The following is an 18720-nucleotide window of genomic DNA, read 5'->3' on the forward strand; positions in this document are numbered from 1 at the left end:
CAGGGCTGTGCCTATGCCTGGTCCCCTTTCTGAGTTGTGTTTATGGCATTGCATCAGGTGCGCCCCAGGATCCTGGGCTTTATCAGCGAAGACGTATCGGCCTGGCTGGTGGCTTCGCTGGTCCTGCTGGCCGGTACGGTCCTGACCGGCGTGCTGACCTGGGCGATGATGGACCTGTTCAATCAGCAACTGCGCCAGCGCTTCGAGCTGCAAGCCGAAGAGCGTTTCAGCCGCATCGAAGAACACTTCCATGACCAGGAGCGACGCCTCGACAGCCTCAGGCGTTTCTTTGCCAACTCCGAAGGGGTCTCCAACACTGAATTCCGTGGTTACGCCGACGCGCTATTGCGCCGTACCCGAGCCTTCGCCTGGGCGCCCAGGGTGCAGCGCGACCAACGGCAATCGTTCGAACAACAAGCGCAGGCCGAAGGGGCCTCTCAATTCACGATCCGCGAGCCGGACGGCAACGGTGGCCTGCGGCAGGCCGCCGAACGGGACGAATACGCGCCGATGCTCTACATTCAGAGCCAGGCTTCCTTTGGGGCGCCGCTGGGCCTGGATCTGCTTTCCGAACCGTTGCCTCGTGCCGCGCTTGAGCGGGCGCGCCAGCGTGGCCGGGTGGTGGCTTCGCAGCCATTGGAACTGATGGGCACCGACCCGGTGTTTGCCCGCGGGGTACTGCTGGTTGCGCCGGTCATCCGGGAATCGGTCAGCGAACCGTTCGGGTACGTGGTGGCGGCCATCAGCATGCGACAACTGGCGGGTGATGGGCTGCCAGCGTCCGCTCACGATAACCTCTCGATGCGTGTCATGGACCTGTCTACCGAAAACGCGGAGGAGGCGCTGTTCGAATCCCACAACCGGCAGGGCCACAGCGAATTGTCGGCCACTCGCCTGCTGCGCCTGGCTGATCGCGATTACCGGATAGAGTTGCGGCCCAGCCGGGTGTTCCTGGCGACCAACCATTCTTCGGTGATGAGCCTGATGGTGCTCGGCGGTTTGCTCAGCCTGCTGCTCAGCGTCTTGCTCTATGTGTTGGTCAGCCAGCGGCAGCGGGCCTTGAAACTGGTAGAGCAACGCACCCGTGAATTGCGCGCCCGGGAACAGGAGTTGCGTGGTACCCACGGCCAGTTGCGCGGTGTGCTGGATGCGGCGACCCAGGTCGCGATCATCGCCACGGACCTGCGTGGTGTCATCACCACCTTCAACGTCGGCGCCGAACAGATGCTCGGCTACCCGAGCTGTGAGGTCCTGCAGAGCATGACCCTGGAAAGCCTGCATGTGCCGCGCGAGCTCCAGGCTCGCGCCGCCCAGCTCGGCGCACGCTTTGGCAAGCCGATTCCGACGTGCCACGCGATGCTGCTCGAGGGCGGCGAGCAGGGCGGGCAACAGGCGCGGGAGTGGACCCTGGTGCGCCGCGATGGTAGCCACCTGACCGTGAACATGCTCGCCACACCGATGCTCGATGACCAGGGGTTGTGGGTCGGGCACCTGGCGATCTGCATCGACATTACCGAACGCAAGCGCGTCCACGAGGCATTGGCCGCCCGTGACCTGTTGCTGAAAAAGCTCAGTGCCCACGTGCCGGGGGGAATCTACCAGTTCAGAATGGATTTCAATGGTCGCTTCAGCGTGATCTATGCCAGCGACGGCATTCGCGACATCTATGAATTGGAGCCCGATGTGCTGGTGCAGAACGCCGAGGCGATTTTCTCGCGCATTCACCCGTTGGACAGCACGCGCGTCCGCGCTTCGATTCGTGCTTCGGCCCACACCTTGAGCCCATGGCGGGAAGAGTACCGGGTGCAGTTGCCCCTGCGCGGCCTGCGCTGGGTACGCGGCGAAGCCACGCCCGAGGAACTGCCCGGCGGCGGGGTGTTGTGGCACGGCTATATCTCGGATATTTCCGACCTCAAGCGTGTGGAAGAAGAGCTGCGGGCCCTGTCAGTGACCGATGCCCTGACCGGTATTCGCAACCGTCGCTATTTCCAGGAGCGCCTGACTTCGGAGATGGCCCGGGTCGAGCGCGGTTCCGGGGGGCTGGCGGTCATCATGCTCGACATCGACCACTTCAAGCGCATCAACGACCAGCATGGCCACGCAGTGGGCGACCGGGTGTTGCAGGCGGTCTGTCAGCGCGTCGCGCAACGATTGCGGCGCACCGATGTGTTCTGCCGGCTGGGTGGGGAAGAGTTCGTGGTGCTGTGCCCGGACACCGACAGCGACAGCGCCTATTCCTTGGCATTGGAGCTGTGGGAGGGCTTGCGGGCGGCGCCCATCGAGAACGTGGGTTTTGTCACCGCCAGCTTCGGTATCGCCACCTGGCGCGCCGGGGAGGGCGCCGACGCGTTGTTGCTAAGGGCCGACTCTGGCGTGTATGCGGCCAAGCAGGCCGGGCGGGATCGGGTCGAGGTGCAGTTGAGCTAGCTGGATATACACGGTCAACTGTGGGAGCGGGCTTGCTCGCGAATGCGGCGTTACATTCAACAATTGCGTTGATTGATACACCGCATTCGCGAGCAAGCCCGCTCCCACATTTGGTTTCTGGCGGGATTAGAGCGCCGAAGCCGTCTGCGGCAGTTTCGGCTGGCGGTACAAGTCCAGCAGCACCTGGTCCAGCACCGATGAAGCGCCCCAAGGCTTCGGATCGTTGAGAATCGCCACCACCGCCCATGTGTTGCCATTGATGTCACGGCTGTAGCCGGCGATGGCGCGCACGGTGTTCAGGGTCCCGGTCTTGACGTGGGCTTCGCCGGCCATGGCGGTGGTCTTCAGGCGTTTGCGCATGGTGCCGTCGGTGCCGGCAATCGGCATCGAACTGATGAACTCCGCCGAGTACGGGCTGCGCCAGGCGGCTTGCAGCATGGCCGCCATTTCCCGGGCGCTGACCCGTTCGGCGCGGGACAGGCCGGAGCCATTCTCCATCACCAGGTGCGGCGCGGTGATGCCTTTCTTGGCCAACCACTGGCGCACCACCCGTTGCGCAGCCTTGGCGTCGTCACCGTCGGCTTCGTTACGAAATTGCGCGCCCAGGCTCAGGAACAACTGCTGGGCCATGGTGTTGTTACTGTATTTGTTGATGTCGCGGATGATCTCCGCCAGGTCCGGGGAGAATGCCCGGGCCAGCACCTTGGCGTTGCTCGGGGTCGCGGCCAGGCGGTCCTTGCCCTGGATGCTGCCGCCCAGTTCCTTCCAGATCGCCCGCACGGCGCCGGCGGTGTAGGTGGCATGGTCCAGCAACGACAGGTAGGTCTGGGAGCTGCAACCGTCCCCGAGCTGGCCGCCGACGGTCACCGTCACGCTGCCGTCCGTCTGTGTCACTGGGTTGTAGCGCACGCCGCCGGTGCATTGCTTGGAGTTGACGGCCTTGACCTGGTTTTCGATGCGAATGCTCGCAATCGGCGGCTCCACCGACACCAGCACCCGGCCGCCGTCATTGCGGGCGACAAAACGCAGGGCCTTGAGGTTGACCAGCAGGGAATCGGGCTTGACCAGGAACGGTTTGTTTTTGTCGTTGCCGTCGTCGTTGAATTCAGGCAACTGCGGTTTGATGAAGAAACCACGGTCCAGCACCAGGTCACCGGTCACCTGTTGCACGCCGTTGGCCCGCAGGTCGCGCATCAGCAGCCAGAGTTTTTCCATGTTCAGCTTGGGGTCGCCGCCACCTTTGAGGTACAGGTTGCCGTTGAGAATCCCGCCGCTGAGGGTGCCGTCGGTGTAGAACTCGGTTTTCCACTGGTGATTGGGGCCGAGCATTTCCAGGGCGGCGTAGGTGGTCACCAGTTTCATGGTGGACGCCGGATTGACCGAGACGTCGGCGTTGTAGAGGGTCGGGGTGCCAGGGCCGTTGAGCGGGATCATCACCAGGGACAGCGCGTCATTCTGCAGCTTGCTGTTCTTGAGGGCCTTTTGCACATTGGGCGTCAGGGCCGTGTTGATGGTGGCGGCGCTGGTGGACGCAGGCAGGGCCAGGGGAAGAAGAAGGCCGGCCAAAAGCAGTGGACGCAAAGATTTGATCATTTGAAATAAAACCCTACAGGCGAGGGGGAAAAAACGAGGACATGAAAATGAACGCCCTCAACGTCATGAAAGTGTCGGCATTATGCCCCAAGGTGCAACGGCGTGTGCCGTGCCTGAGCCCTTCGGGCGCTATTTTTTACCGACGGTAGGCCCACACACCTGATCAGGCGGGCAAACGGTGCACCAAACTGGTAGAGTGCCGGCCGTTATTACTTATGAGGATTGTTCCAATGGCGACTAACCGTTCCCAGCGTCTGCGCAAAAAACTGTGCGTGGATGAATTTCAAGAGCTGGGTTTCGAACTGAACCTGGATTTCAAAGAAGATCTGGCCGATGAGGCTATTGACGCTTTCCTCGATGCTTTCCTCAAAGAAGCCATGGAAGCCAACGGCCTGGGCTATGTCGGCGGCGATGACTACGGTCTGGTTTGCCTGCAGAAGCGTGGCTCGGTTTCCGAAGAGCAGCGCGCTGCCGTTGAAGCCTGGCTCAAGGCACGTCCTGAGCTGACCAGTGTTGAGGTCAGCCCGCTGATGGACGTCTGGTACCCGGAAAAGCCGATCAATCCGGTCGCTTGATGGTCTGAACCGGCAGCCCGTCCTTCGGGTTGCCGGTCAAAAAGATCGCAGCCTTCGGCAGCTCCTACAGGATGTACGCATTCCAATGCAGGAGTTGCCAAAGGCTGCGATTTTTTTTTTAGGCGCTACGCCAGTTCAGTATCACTAAGGTCAACACCCCCGCCACAATCCCCCAGAACGCCGAACCGATGGAGAACAGCGTCAGCCCCGACGCCGTGACCATGAAGGTGACCAGCGCCGCTTCCCGCTCCTTCACTTCGCTCATGGCGATGCTCAAGCCATTGATGATCGACCCGAACAGCGCCAAGGCCGCGATGGACAGCACCAGCTCCTTGGGCAGCGCCGCGAACAACGCCGCCAGCGTAGCGCCAAACACCCCGGCAATCCCGTAGAAGATCCCGCACCAGACCGCCGCCGTGTAGCGCTTGTTGCGATCTTCGTGGGCGTGGGGCCCGGTGCAGATGGCCGCGCTGATGGCCGCCAGGTTGATGCCATGGGAACCGAACGGTGCCAGCAACAGCGAAGCGATGCCGGTGCTGGTGATCAGCGGGGAGGCCGGCACGTTGTAGCCGTCAGCCCGCAGCACGGCGATGCCGGGCATGTTCTGCGAGGTCATCGCCACCACGAACAGCGGAATGCCGATGCTGATGGTGGCTGCCAGGGAAAAGTGCGGCGTGGTCCAGACCGGCGTCGCGACTTCCAGGGCAAAGCCGCTGAAGTCCAACAGCCCCAGCAGGCCTGACAGCGCCGTACCGATCAACAGTGCCGCCAGTACCGCGTAGCGGGGCGACAGGCGCTTGACGATCAGGTAGGTGAAAAACATCCCCAGCACCAGCCCGGTGCGATGCTGGGTGGCGACGAAGATCTCGCTGCCGATCTTGAACAGGATCCCCGCCAGCAACGCCGCCGCCAGCGAGGCTGGAATACGCTTGACCAGGCGTTCGAAACTGCCGGTCAGGCCGCAGATCGTCACCAATACGGCACAGGTGATATAGGCGCCGATGGCCTCGCCGTAACTCACGCCGCCCAGGCTGGTGATCAGCAGCGCCGCGCCGGGTGTCGACCAGGCGATGGTGATCGGCGTGCGATAGCGCAGCGACAGACCGATGGAACACACCGCCATGCCGATGGAAATCGCCCAGATCCACGAGGAAATCTGCCCGCTGGTCAGCCCAGCCGCTTGCCCGGCCTGGAACATCAGCACCAGGGAGCTGGTGTAGCCGGTCATCATCGCGATGAACCCGGCGACAATGGCCGAAGGTGAGGTGTCGGCCAATGGACGAAGTGGCGTGGTCGTGACTTCGGTCATGGTGGGCGGTGGTCCTTGTTGTAGATTGGCTGGGCTTGATCGCGCCGCAGGTTTTGGGTTTAAAGCCTAAACTCAACGCAGTAGCCGATTGCAATACAGCCATGCCCGCAAACAGCCGTACAGTCGTGTTGCCATCAGAGGTTGTGTACAATCGGGCTGTTTTTTACGCGATACTTGCCAGCGACCCGCTGTGCCGTATTACAGTCACGGTCAATTCGCCGCAGTTCTCCCGACTCGAGTGCCCATGAACGAACAGTTGCAACCCCTCAAGAAACAACCGCGAGCCGGTAAAGCCGGCCGCAGCGGAACCCAGGACGATATTGTCTATGCACATATCTTCGAGGCCATCCTCGAACAACGCCTGGCGCCCGGTACAAAGTTGAGCGAAGAGGCACTGGGGGAGATTTTCGGGGTCAGCCGCACGATCATTCGCCGGGCGCTGTCACGCCTGGCCCACGAAGGCGTGGTGTTGCTGCGGCCCAACCGCGGTGCGGTGGTGGCGAGCCCGAGTGTCGAAGAGGCTCGCCAGGTATTCATGGCTCGGCGCCTGGTGGAAAGGGCGATCACCGAACTGGCGGTGCAGCATGCCACGGCCGAGCAATTGGCTGAGCTGCGGCAGATGGTCAGCGACGAGCGCGACAGTTTCTCCCGTGGCGACCGTGGCGCCGGCATTCGTTTGTCGGGCGAGTTCCACCTCAAGCTGGCCGAAGCGGCGAGGAACGCCCCGCTGATCAGCTTCCAGCGCAGCCTGGTGTCCCAGACGTCGCTGATCATCGCCCAGTACGAAAGCGGCAACCGTTCCCACTGTTCCTATGACGAACACACCCAGTTGATCGACGCCATCGAGGCGCGCGATGCCACGCTGGCGGTGGACCTGATGATGCATCACATGGACCACATCGACAGCAAGCTCAACCTCGACGAGGAAAGTGCGTCGGATGATTTGCATGCGGTGTTCTCGCACCTGCTGCAGAGCAAGAAGCCGGGGCGCTCGACGGCCAAGCTTTGATGGGTTGAATCAGTCATACCGCCAATCGCGAGCTTGCTCGCGATGGCGATTCAACAGGCAATGAAACCTACCGCTGATGCACCAACTGACCGGCCGCATAAGTCTGCGCCACCGTCCGGTCATCTCCCAGCGTCATCAACACGAACAGCCGTTCGGCAATGTCCTTGGCCTGCTTGAGGCGATAGCTCAAAAGCGGCGTGGCGTTGTAGTCCAGCACCAGGAAGTCCGCATCGGTCCCTGGCTGCAACGTCCCGATCTTGTCCTCCAGGCGCAGGGCCCGGGCGCCGCCGAGGGTGGCCAGGTACAGCGACTTGAACGGGCTCAGTCGCGCGCCCTGCAACTGCATCACCTTGTAGGCTTCGTTCAGGGTTTGCAGCAGAGAGAAACTGGTGCCGCCCCCCACATCAGTGCCCAATCCCACGTTCACTTTATGCTTCTCAGCCATCGGCAGGTTGAACAGGCCGCTGCCGAGGAAAAAGTTCGAGGTCGGGCAGAACGCGATGGCCGAACCGGTCTCGGCCAGGCGCGCGCATTCGTCGTCACACAGGTGCACGCCATGGGCGAACACCGAGCGCTCGCCGAGCAGATGGTAGTGGTCGTAGACGTCCAGATAACCTTTGCGCTCTGGAAACAGTTCCTTGACCCATTGCACCTCCTGCAGGTTTTCACTGATGTGGGTCTGCATGTACAGGTCTGGATATTCCCCGAGCAACTGACCGGCCAGGGCCAGTTGCTCGGGCGTGCTGGTGGGGGCGAAGCGTGGGGTCACGGCGTAGTGCAGGCGGCCCTTGCCGTGCCAGCGCTCGATCAGCGCCTTGCTTTGGGTGTAGCTCGATTCGGCGGTGTCGACCAGGTAGTCCGGGGCGTTGCGGTCCATCATCACTTTGCCGGCGATCATGCGCAGGTCAAGTTTCTCGGCTACTTCAAAAAACGAATTCACCGATTGCGGGTGCACGCTGCCGAACACCAGCGCGGTGGTGGTGCCGTTGCGCAGCAGTTCCTTGACGAAAATATCGGCCACGGCATCGGCGTGGGTCTTGTCGGCGAACTGGCTTTCGCAGGGGAAGGTGTAGGTGTTGAGCCAGTCCAGCAATTGCTCGCCGTAGGCGCCGACCATACCGGTCTGTGGCAGGTGGATGTGAGTGTCGATCAAACCTGGAGTGATCAGCGCGTCCGGGTAATGGTGGATTTCGATATCCGCCGCCAGGGTCGGCAACAGGTCATGGGCGTGGCCGATGGCGCTGATCTGGCCGTTTTCCACCACCAGCAAACCGTCTTCGAAATATTCATAGGACGCCTCGATACCGACTTCGGCCGGGTCGGCGAGGCTGTGGAGCAGGGCGGCGCGGTAGGCTTTGCGTGTCAGGGACATGGGAATTCTCAACGAGTGTTCAACGGTTCGCCTGGCTGCGGCGCGAGGCCGGCAGCAGCTTGGCAATCGGTTCGGCGCGGGCGGTGTGCTGGCCGAAATCGGCGTTATAGGTGGCGATGATTTCGCCGGCGATGGAGATGGCGATTTCCACAGGCAACTTGCCTTTGACTTCGCCAATACCCATCGGGCAACGCATGCGTTGCAAGGTGCTGCTGTCAAAACCACGATCACGCAGGCGATGTTCGAACTTGACCCGTTTGGTCTTCGAGCCGATCAGGCCGAAGTAGGCAAAGTCGTTGCGCTTGAGGATCGCGGCGCTCAGTTCCAGGTCGAGTTGATGGTTGTGGGTCATGACGATGCAGTAGCTGCCGACGGGCAATTCGTCGACTTCATCCAGTGGCTCTTCGGTGACGACCTTGCGCACGCCATGGGGCAGGTGTTCGGGGAATTCCGCCTCCCGCGAATCGATCCAGCGCACCTTGCAGGGCAGGTTCGCCAGCAGCGGCACCAGGGCGCGGCCGACATGGCCGGCGCCGAACACAGCGATCTGTGCCTGGACTTGGCCCATGGGTTCGAACAGCAACACGGTCACGCCGCCGCAGCACTGGCCCAGGCTCGCACCGAGGCTGAAGCGCTCCAGATGGGTGCTTTGCTGGCCGCTGGCGAGCATCTGCCGGGCGAGTTCCATGGCTTTGTATTCCAGGTGCCCGCCACCGATGGTGTCGAAGGTCTGGCTGGCGCTGATGACCATCTTCGAACCGGCGTTACGCGGGGTGGAGCCGAGCTCTTCGATGATCGTCACCAGCACGCAGGGTTCACCGCGATCTTGCAGGTCGGCGAGGGCGCTGATCCAGTTGTACATATTCACCTCGACATCTCTCTTGTCTGTTCCGGTCTCATCGCGAGCAAGCTCGCTCCCACATTGGATCGGCGTACACAAATCCCCTGTGGGAGCGAGCTCGCTCGCGATAGCCGCGCCGCGGTCTAAAGCGAAGCCAGCTCGGCCTCGGCTTGCGCAGGCTTCACGGTCTTCAACCCCCGCATCTGCTCACACCCCCACAACACCCGCTCCGGCGTCGCCGGTGCATCGATTTTCGGTTGGTGCTGGTAATCCCCCAGGCTCGCCACGGCGTCCTTGATGGCGCACCACGCGGCGATGCCGAGCATGAATGGCGGCTCGCCCACGGCCTTGGAATGGAACACGGTGTCTTCGGGGTTCTTGCGGTTTTCCACCAGCTTGACCCGCAGGTCCAGCGGCATGTCGGCCACGGCGGGGATCTTGTAGCTGGCCGGGCCATTGGTCATCAGTTTGCCCTTGTCGTTCCACACCAACTCTTCCATGGTCAGCCAGCCCATGCCCTGGATGAAACCGCCCTCGACCTGGCCGATGTCGATGGCCGGGTTCAGCGAGGCGCCGACGTCGTGGAGGATGTCGGTGCGCAGCATCTTGTACTCGCCGGTGAGGGTGTCGACGATCACTTCGGCACAGGCCGCGCCATAGGCGTAGTAGTAGAACGGCCGGCCACGGGCCTGGCTGCGGTCGTAGTAGATTTTCGGGGTCTTGTAGAAGCCGGTGCTCGACAGCGAGACCTGGGCGAAATACGCCTGCTGCACCAGCGCCTCGAAGGTCAGGATGTGATCGCGCACCCGCACATGGCCGTTGTGGAATTCGACGTCTTCTTCGCTGACCTTGTACTGCCGCGCGGCGAATTCCACCAGGCGCCGCTTGATGGTTTCGGCGGCGTTCTGCGCGGCCTTGCCGTTCAGGTCGGCACCGCTGGAGGCGGCGGTGGGAGAAGTGTTCGGCACCTTGTCGGTGTTGGTCGCAGTGATTTGCACGCGGTCCATTTCTACCTGGAACACTTCGGCTACTACTTGGGCGACCTTGGTGTTCAAGCCCTGGCCCATTTCGGTGCCGCCATGGTTGAGGTGGATGCTGCCGTCGGTGTAGACGTGGATCAAGGCACCGGCCTGGTTGAGGAAACTGGCGGTAAAGGAAATGCCGAATTTCACCGGGGTCAGCGCCAGGCCCTTTTTCAGGATCGGACTATTGGCGTTGTAGCGGCGGATCGCTTCGCGGCGTTCAGCGTACTGGCTGCTTTCTTCAAGCTCGGCGGTCATCTCCTCGAGCATGTTGTGCTCGACGGTCTGGTAGTAGTGGGTGACGTTGCGTTCTGTCTTGCCGTAATAGTTGGCCTTGCGCACCGCCAGCGGATCGAGCCCCAGGTGCCGGGCGATGGCGTCCATCACCTCTTCAATGGCGACCATCCCTTGTGGCCCGCCGAAACCTCGGTAGGCGGTGTTCGACGCGGTGTTGGTCTTGCAGCGGTGGCCGTTGATGGTCGCATCGCCCAGGTAGTAGGCATTGTCGGCATGGAACATCGCCCGGTCGACGATCGAGGCCGACAGGTCCGGCGAGCACCCGCAGTTGCCGGCCAGTTCCAGGGCGATGCCGTGCAGGCGCCCGGTGCTGTCGAAGCCGACGTCGTATTCGATGTAGAAGGGGTGGCGCTTGCCGGTCATCAGCATGTCTTCGACCCGGGGCAGGCGCATCTTGGTGGGCTGGCCGGTGAGGTGGGCGATGACGGCGCACAGGCACGCCGGGCTGGCGGCCTGGGTTTCCTTGCCGCCAAACCCTCCGCCCATGCGGCGCATGTCCACCACGACTTTGTTCATCGACACGCCCAGCACTTCAGCCACCAGTTTCTGAACTTCGGTGGGGTTCTGGGTCGAGCAGTAGACGAGCATGCCGCCGTCTTCGGTGGGCATGACCGAGGAAACCTGGGTTTCCAGGTAAAAGTGTTCCTGGCCGCCGATGTGCAGCGAACCCTGGATGCGATGCTCGGCGCTCGCCAGTGCCGTGGCCGAATCGCCGCGCTGGTGGGTGTGGCTGTCGAGCACGAAGTGCCGCTTGCGCAGGGCCTCGACCACGTCCAGCACCGGTTCCAGGTCTTCGTATTCGACGATGGCCGCCATCGCCGCCTTGCGCGCGGTGTCCAGGTCCTTGGCGGCGACGGCCAGCACTGGTTGGCCGACGAACTGCACGTCATCGATGGCCAGCAACGGATCACCCGGCAACAGCGGGCCAATGTCCTTCAGGCCAGGGATGTCTTGGTGGGTAATGGCGATGCGCACGCCTTCGAAGGCGTAGCAGGGCGTGGTATCGATGCGAATGATCCGGGCGTGGGCGCGGTCCGACAGCCGGGCATAGACGTGCAACTGGTTCGGAAATTCCAGGCGATCATCGATGTACTGGGCCTCGCCGGACACATGTTTGGCGGCGCTGTCATGCTTGACGCTGCGGCCCACGCCAGTGCTCAGGTCGCGGGCGAACAGCTCGGCCAGTTCGGTTTGGGTCTTCTCTACGGTGTGATGGTTAGACATAAGCGGTCACCCGAGTCTCGATGTGCGGCGTTTGCAGTTCGATGAAGTATTTGCGCAACAGGTTGCGCGCGCTGAGCAGGCGGTATTCCTTGCTGGCGCGGAAGTCCGACAGCGGCGTGAAGTCCTCAGCCAAGGCGATGCAGGCGCGTTCGAGGGTGCTGTCGGTCCACGGCGCACCGATCAATACCGCTTCACAATGCTTGGCGCGCTTGGGTGTGGCGGCCATGCCGCCGAAGGCCACGCGGGCGTCGCGGACCACGCCGTTGTCGATGCGCAGGTTGAAGGCCGCGCACACGGCGGAAATGTCATCGTCCAGGCGCTTGGAAACCTTGTAGGCGCGGAACGCCTGTTCGGCACTGGCCCGCGGCACGATGATCTTTTCGATGAATTCGCTTTCCTGGCGGGCGGTGACCCGGTAGTCGATGAAATAGTCTTCCAGGGCCAGGGTGCGGCGGGTCTGGCCCTTGCACAGCACGATCTGCGCGCCAAGGGCGATCAGCAGGGGTGGCGAGTCGCCAATCGGTGAGGCATTGCCGATGTTGCCGCCCAGGGTGCCCTGGTTGCGGATCTGCAGCGAGGCGAAGCGCTGCAGCAGTTCGCCAAAGTCCGGGTATTCGGCTTTCAGGGCTTCGTAGCAATCGGAGAGGGCGGCGGCGGCGCCGATCTCCAGGCGATCGTCGAAACGTTCGATGCGCTTGAGTTCGGCGACGTTGCCCACGTAGATCATCACCGGCAGGGTGCGGTGAAATTGCGTGACTTCCAGGGCCAGGTCCGTGCCGCCGGCCAGCAGGCGTGCTTGAGGATAAGCATCGTAAAGATCGGCCAGGTCGGCCACGGTCAGCGGCACCAGGCAGCGTTTGTCGCCACTGTTGAGCTCACCGGTTTCGGTCGGGGCGATGGCCTTGAGGCGGGCGATGGTTTCGGCTTCGCGGGCATCGAACTGATCTGGCTGCTTGGCGCAGCAGGCCTGCTCGGCGGCGGCCAGGATCGGCCGGTAGCCAGTGCAACGACAGAGGTTGCCGGCCAGGGCTTCGTGGGCCTGGTGGGCGTCGGGTTGTTCGCTGTTCTTTTGCAGGGCGAACAATGACATGACGAAGCCCGGTGTGCAGAAGCCGCATTGCGAACCGTGGCAATCGACCATCGCCTGCTGGACGCTGTGCAGTTGGCCCTGGTGCTTGAGGTCTTCGACGCTGATCAGTTGCTTGCCGTGCAGGGACGAAACGAAGGTCAGGCACGCGTTGAGGCTGCGATAGCGCATGCGCGCCTGGCCTTTTTCGTCCGTGTGCAATTCGCCCACCACCACGGTGCACGCGCCACAGTCGCCGCTGGCGCAGCCTTCTTTGGTGCCTGGCTTGCCAACGTGTTCGCGCAAATAGTTGAGCACGGTCAGGTTCGGGTCCAGGGCGTGCTCGCTACGGAGTTCCTGGTTAAGTAAAAACTGGATCACGGAAGGCCTCGCAGACTCATTATTGTTGTATCGACGTGGGCTGAATTTATCAGTTCTGACTTTTCGGTCAACGATTTTCTGACTTAAAGGTCAAGAAAATCCACTTGGTCGATGAACAACGATCTATGGACACTGTAGAACCCTGTGGGAGCCGCGCTTGCTCGCGATGCCGGCGCCACATTCAGTATGGATGCAAGCTGACTTACCGCTATCGCGAGCAAGCGCGGCTCCCATAGGATTTTTTTGCTTGTATCGTGCCAAAAACCCGGTACAGGCCCTGCGCCATGACGTATCGAGTGCGCTACACTGCGCCGCTTGTGCAAATCGAAGAGTTTGAAGGACAACCATGACGTTCAAGGCCCCGGACAGCCTCGCCGAGCAAATCGCCCATCACCTCGCCGAACGCATCATTCGCGGCGAAATGAAACCGGGAGAGCGCATCCAGGAGCAGAAGGTCACGCTGGCGCTCAACGTCAGCCGCGGCTCGGTCCGCGAGGCCTTGCTGATCCTGGAGCGACGCCACTTGATCGCGATCCTGCCGCGCCGCGGCGCCCACGTCACCGAGCTTACCGAACACAAGGTGCGCAGCCTCTGCACGCTGATGAGCGAGCTGTACATCCTGCTGGGCAACGCCGTGGCCCATGGCTGGAAAGAACAGGCCGACATGGCGCCGTTCGTGGCGATCCAGCAGCGTCTCAACGACGCCTACGTGCGCCAGGACATCCGCACCTTCGTCGATGAAAGCTTCAGCGTGATGCGCGCCGCCTATCCCTTTGCCAACAACCCGTATTTGCAGGAAACCGTCGAGAACCTGCAACCGGCCATGAGCCGTGCCTATTTCCTGGCCCTGGAACAACGCAAGGCGGAAATGAGCGAGTTCCTAGACCTGTTCCAGCGCCTGCTCGCCGCCGTGCTGGCCCGTGATTTGCCGCAGATCCGCATCGTGCTCACGGCCTACGCCCAGCGCAGTTGCGATCTGGTGGTTTCTGCCCTGACGGCGGCCTGACGTGCGGCTCAAGTGCATCAAGTTGGCGGGGTTCAAATCCTTCGTCGACCCGACCACGGTGAACTTCCCCAGTAACATGGCGGCGGTGGTCGGGCCCAATGGTTGCGGCAAGTCGAACATCATCGACGCCGTGCGCTGGGTGATGGGCGAGAGCTCGGCCAAGAACCTGCGTGGCGAGTCGATGACCGACGTCATCTTCAACGGCTCCACCAGCCGCAAGCCGGTGAGCCAGGCCAGCATCGAGCTGGTGTTCGATAACTCCGACGGCACCCTGGTGGGCGAGTACGCCGCCTATGCGGAAATCTCCATTCGTCGCAAAGTGACCCGCGACAGCCAGAACAGCTATTTCCTCAACGGTGCCAAGTGCCGGCGTCGCGACATCACCGATATTTTCCTCGGCACCGGCCTGGGCCCGCGCAGCTACTCGATCATCGAACAGGGCATGATCTCCAAGCTGATCGAGGCCAAGCCCGAAGACTTGCGCAACTTCATCGAAGAAGCCGCCGGTATTTCCAAGTACAAGGAGCGGCGGCGCGAGACTGAAAACCGCATTCGTCGCACCCACGAGAACCTGGCGCGCCTGACCGACCTGCGCGAAGAACTCGAACGCCAGCTCGAGCGTCTGCACCGTCAGGCCGAGGCCGCGAAGAAGTACCAGGAATACAAGGGCGAGGAGCGCCAGCTCAAGGCCCAGCTGTCGGCCCTGCGTTGGCAGGCGTTGAACGAGCAGGTCGGCCAGCGTGAGGCGATCATCGGTAACCAGGAAGTCAGCTTCGAAGCCCTGGTGGCCGAGCAACGCAACGCCGACGCCGCCATCGAGCGCCTGCGTGACGGGCACCACGACCTGTCCGAGCGCTTCAATCTGGTGCAGGGGCGCTTCTATTCCGTGGGGGGCGACATCGCCCGGGTCGAGCAGAGCATCCAGCATGGTCAACAACGACTGCGGCAGTTGCAGGATGATTTGAAGGAAGCCGAGCGGGCGCGCCTGGAAACCGAATCACACCTGGGGCACGACCGCACCTTGCTGTTGACCCTCGGCGAGGAGCTGGACCGACTCACGCCGGAGCAGGAAATCACCAGCGCCGCCGCCGAAGAGGCTGCCGCGGCCCTGGAAGAAGCCGAGCTGACCATGCATGGCTGGCAAGAGCAGTGGGACAGTTTCAACCTGACCTCGGCCGAGCCGCGGCGTCAGGCTGAAGTCCAGCAGTCGCGCATCCAGCAGTTGGAAACCAGCATGGAGCGCCTGGCCGAACGTCAGCGTCGCCTGTCCGAAGAGCGCGCCTTGCTCGCGGCGGACCCGGAAGACGCAGCGATCCTGGATCTGAACGAGCAACTGGCGACCAGCGAAGCCACCCTCGAAGACTTGCAGGCCAGCGAAGACGCCCAGGTCGAACGGCTCGAACAACTGCGCCAGGCCTTGCAACTGGCCTTGCAGAACCAGCAACAGGCCCAGGGCGAATTGCAGCGGCTCAATGGGCGCCTGGCCTCGCTGGAAGCCTTGCAGCAAGCCGCACTGGACCCAGGCACCGGCACCGCCGAATGGCTGCGCGACCAGCATCTGGCCGAGCGTCCGCGACTGGCCGAGGGCCTGAAGGTCGATGCCGGTTGGGAGCTGGCGGTGGAAACCGTGCTGGGTGCCGATCTGCAAGCCGTGCTCGTGGATGACTTCGGTGGCTTCGACCTGTCGGGTTTCACTCAGGGCGATCTGCGCCTGCTCAGTCCGGCGGGCGACGGCGTACGAATCCCCGGCAGCTTGCTGGACAAGGTCGAGGCCCAGGTCGACCTGTCGCCCTGGCTGGGGCAGGTCAAACCGGTGGACAGCCTTGAGCAGGCCTTGGCCCTGCGTGGGCAATTGGCGGCCGGCGAAAGCCTGATCAGTCGTGACGGGTATTGGGTCGGCCGGCATTTCCTGCGGGTGCGTCGGGCCAGCGAAGCCGAGAGCGGCATGCTCGCCCGTGGCCAGGAGATCCAGCGCCTGGGCGCCGAGCGCGAAGAGCGCGAGGCCAGCGTCGAAGCCCTGGAAACCGAATTACAGAACCTGCGGGCGCAACAGCGTCAGCAGGAGAACGGCCGCGAACACCTGCGCCGGCTGTTGCAGGATGAAGCGCGCCAGCAAGGCGAGCTCAAGGCGCAGCTGTCGGCCGGCAAGGCCAAGGTCGAACAGTTGGCGCTGCGCCGCACCCGCCTCGAAGAAGAAATCGCCGAACTGGGCGAGCAGCGGGCGCTGGAGCACGAACAGATCGGCGAGGCGCGCTTGCAACTGCAAGAGGCCCTCGATGCCATGGCACTGGACACCGAGCAGCGCGAACTGCTGCTGGCCCAGCGTGACAGCCTGCGCGAGCGCCTGGATCGGGTGCGCCAGGAAGCGCGCCAGCACAAGGACCATGCCCATCAGTTGGCGGTGCGCCTGGGCTCGCTCAAGGCCCAGCACGATTCCACGCGCCAGGCATTGGAACGGCTGGAAATGCAGTCCGAACGCCTGACCGAAAAACGCGAACAATTGAGCCTCAATCTGGAGGAGGGCGAAGCGCCGCTGGAAGAGCTGCGCCTCAAGCTCGAAGAGTTGCTCGACAAGCGCATGAGCGTCGACGAAGAGCTCAAGACGGCGCAGATCGCTCTGGAGGACGCCGACCGCGAACTGCGCGACGCCGAGAAGCGCCGCAGCCAGGCCGAGCAGCAATCGCAACTGATCCGCGGCCAGATGGAACAGCAGCGCATGGAGTGGCAAGCCCTGACGGTGCGGCGCAAAGCCTTGCAGGACCAGTTGCTGGAAGACGGCTACGACCTCGACGGCGTGCTCGCCACCCTGGTGGCCGGGGCGAACGAGAAGGACGCCGAGGAAGAACTGGAGCGCATTGCCCAGCGCATCCAGCGCCTGGGGGCAATCAACCTGGCGGCCATCGACGAGTATCAACAGCAGTCCGAGCGCAAGCGCTACCTGGACGCCCAGAACGACGATCTGGTGGAAGCGCTGGAGACCCTGGAAAACGTCATTCGCAAGATCGACAAGGAAACCCGCAATCGCTTCAAGGATACCTTTGATCAGATCAATGGCGGTTTGCAGGCACTTTTCCCCAAAGTTTTCGGTGGCGGCAGCGCCTACTTGGAACTGACGGGCGAAGATTTACTCGATACAGGGGTGACAATCATGGCGCGTCCTCCTGGCAAGAAGAACAGCACCATCCATTTGCTCTCCGGTGGCGAAAAGGCGCTGACCGCATTGGCCCTGGTCTTTGCCATCTTCAAACTGAACCCGGCGCCGTTCTGCATGCTCGATGAGGTCGACGCACCACTGGACGACGCCAACGTAGGCCGTTACGCACGGCTGGTGAAGGAGATGTCTGAAACGGTGCAGTTCATCTATATCACCCACAACAAGATCGCCATGGAAATGGCCGATCAGTTGATGGGGGTGACCATGCATGAGCCGGGCTGTTCGAGACTGGTGGCGGTGGATGTGGAGGAGGCCATGGCCATGGTGGATGCCTGATCAACAAGCTGTAGGGCATTTGCTTGGAACGCTGTAGGTATTTTTACCCTGGGGGGTGATGTTCAATTAACAGATTGGGCACAAGCCTGTGCGACAGACGGTGTAAAGTTATCTTTGGTCGTGCTAGTTTAATGTCAATTTTTCGTATGCGTGGGCAAAACGCCATTCAGAACATAGAGTTGGCGCCACGTTTTAAAGCGGTTTGCAAATAGCTAAGCCCCTTATTTTTCAGCATTTTTATAGAGGCACGGGATTACATGGAAATCGGTCTGCGCGAGTGGCTGATCGTCATCGGCATCATTGTCATTGCCGGTATTCTTTTCGACGGCTGGCGCCGCATGCGCGGCGGCAAGGGGAAACTGAAGTTTCGCCTGGACCGCAGCTTGTCGAACCTGCCCGATGAGGATGACAGCGCCGAGCTGCTGGGCCCGCCCCGGGTGCTGGACACCCATAAGGAGCCGCAGCTGGATGAACATGACTTGCCGTCGATGAGCGCGCCTGCCCGAGAGCCACGGGAATCGGGTTCCAAGCGCGGCAAGCGCAACAGCGAACCGTCCCAGGGTGATTTGAACCTGAATCTCGACCTGGATGGTGGCCCGAGCTTCAGCAGTCGCGACAGCGATTTCCCGGACGAGAACAAAACCTCGAGCGCCGACAAAGACCAGGCCCAGGCTGAAGAAGTGCTGGTGATCAGCGTGATCTGCCGCGACCCGGCCGGCTTCAAGGGCCCGGCGTTGCTGCAGAACATCCTGGAAAGCGGCCTGCGTTTCGGCGAGATGGATATTTTCCATCGTCATGAGAGCATGGCCGGCAACGGCGAGGTGCTGTTCTCCATGGCCAACGCCGTCAAGCCTGGCGTGTTCGACCTCGACGACATCGATCATTTCAGCACGCCGGCGGTGAGTTTCTTCCTTGGCCTGCCGGGCCCGCGTCATCCCAAGCAGGCCTTCGATGTGATGGTGGCCGCGGCTCGCAAGTTGTCCCAGGAGCTCAATGGCGAACTCAAGGATGACCAGCGCAGCGTGCTGACCGCCCAGACTATCGAGCACTACCGCCAGCGCATCGTCGAATTCGAGCGCCGGGCACTGACCCAGAAGCGCTGAGGCCA

Annotated in this window: 12 protein-coding genes; 6 read left to right on the forward strand and 6 right to left on the reverse strand. The window is 62.3% G+C overall.

The window, feature by feature from the left end:
- Positions 1-42 precede the first annotated feature (42 nt).
- Positions 43-2427 (forward strand): sensor domain-containing diguanylate cyclase, encoded by a 2385-nt coding sequence (locus AC09SL_RS01400; RefSeq protein WP_058544722.1) that lies wholly within the window; start codon positions 43-45, stop codon positions 2425-2427.
- A 126-nt stretch (positions 2428-2553) separates the two neighbouring features.
- Here the strand turns inward: AC09SL_RS01400 and dacB are convergent, their stop codons facing one another.
- Positions 2554-4020, reverse strand: a complete 1467-nt coding sequence (dacB, locus tag AC09SL_RS01405) for a D-alanyl-D-alanine carboxypeptidase/D-alanyl-D-alanine endopeptidase (RefSeq protein ID WP_064106904.1) — start codon at positions 4018-4020, stop codon at positions 2554-2556.
- Positions 4021-4250: 230 nt separating this feature from the next.
- Here dacB and AC09SL_RS01410 point away from each other — a divergent pair, with 230 nt between their 5' ends.
- Entirely contained in the window at positions 4251-4595 is a 345-nt protein-coding gene (locus AC09SL_RS01410; RefSeq protein WP_003199553.1) for a YggL family protein, read from the forward strand.
- A 118-nt stretch (positions 4596-4713) separates the two neighbouring features.
- Here the strand turns inward: AC09SL_RS01410 and AC09SL_RS01415 are convergent, their stop codons facing one another.
- Positions 4714-5904, reverse strand: coding sequence for a benzoate/H(+) symporter BenE family transporter (locus AC09SL_RS01415; protein ID WP_058545543.1), 1191 nt, complete (start codon positions 5902-5904; stop codon positions 4714-4716).
- A gap of 244 nt (positions 5905-6148) precedes the next feature.
- On the opposite strand from AC09SL_RS01415, the gene AC09SL_RS01420 reads away from it, so the two are divergent.
- The gene (locus AC09SL_RS01420; protein WP_058545542.1) at positions 6149-6913 is read left to right on the forward strand and encodes a GntR family transcriptional regulator; all 765 of its coding nucleotides are present in this window, start codon (positions 6149-6151) and stop codon (positions 6911-6913) included.
- Positions 6914-6980: 67 nt separating this feature from the next.
- On the opposite strand, the gene guaD is transcribed toward AC09SL_RS01420, so the two are convergent.
- The 4 genes from guaD to xdhA form a co-directional block, all read right to left on the reverse strand.
- Positions 6981-8285 carry a guanine deaminase gene (guaD, locus tag AC09SL_RS01425; protein ID WP_064106905.1) on the reverse strand — a complete coding sequence of 435 codons (1305 nt, stop codon included), beginning with the start codon at positions 8283-8285 and terminating at the stop codon, positions 6981-6983.
- Positions 8286-8304: 19 nt separating this feature from the next.
- The gene (gene xdhC / locus AC09SL_RS01430) at positions 8305-9147 is read right to left on the reverse strand and encodes a xanthine dehydrogenase accessory protein XdhC (protein ID WP_058545541.1); all 843 of its coding nucleotides are present in this window, start codon (positions 9145-9147) and stop codon (positions 8305-8307) included.
- Between the two features lie 122 nt (positions 9148-9269).
- Positions 9270-11669, reverse strand: a complete 2400-nt coding sequence (gene xdhB, locus AC09SL_RS01435; RefSeq protein ID WP_058545540.1) for a xanthine dehydrogenase molybdopterin binding subunit — start codon at positions 11667-11669, stop codon at positions 9270-9272.
- A complete protein-coding gene (xdhA, locus tag AC09SL_RS01440) occupies positions 11662-13116 on the reverse strand; it encodes a xanthine dehydrogenase small subunit (protein WP_058545539.1) in 1455 nt (484 codons plus the stop codon). Before xdhA ends, xdhB begins: the two co-directional genes overlap by 8 nt.
- Before the next feature lie 346 nt (positions 13117-13462).
- On the opposite strand from xdhA, the gene AC09SL_RS01445 reads away from it, so the two are divergent.
- The 3 genes from AC09SL_RS01445 to zipA all read left to right on the forward strand — a co-directional run bounded on the left by AC09SL_RS01445 (position 13463) and on the right by zipA (position 18715).
- Positions 13463-14122, forward strand: a complete 660-nt coding sequence (locus AC09SL_RS01445) for a GntR family transcriptional regulator (RefSeq protein ID WP_058545538.1) — start codon at positions 13463-13465, stop codon at positions 14120-14122.
- Position 14123: 1 nt separating this feature from the next.
- A complete protein-coding gene (gene smc, locus AC09SL_RS01450) occupies positions 14124-17612 on the forward strand; it encodes a chromosome segregation protein SMC (RefSeq protein WP_058545537.1) in 3489 nt (1162 codons plus the stop codon).
- Positions 17613-17869: 257 nt separating this feature from the next.
- Complete coding sequence (gene zipA, locus AC09SL_RS01455) at positions 17870-18715, forward strand: cell division protein ZipA (RefSeq protein WP_058545536.1); 846 nt, start codon at positions 17870-17872, stop codon at positions 18713-18715.
- The last annotated feature ends 5 nt before the right edge of the window (positions 18716-18720 follow it).

It is taken from the genome of Pseudomonas sp. PF05, from assembly GCF_056521845.1.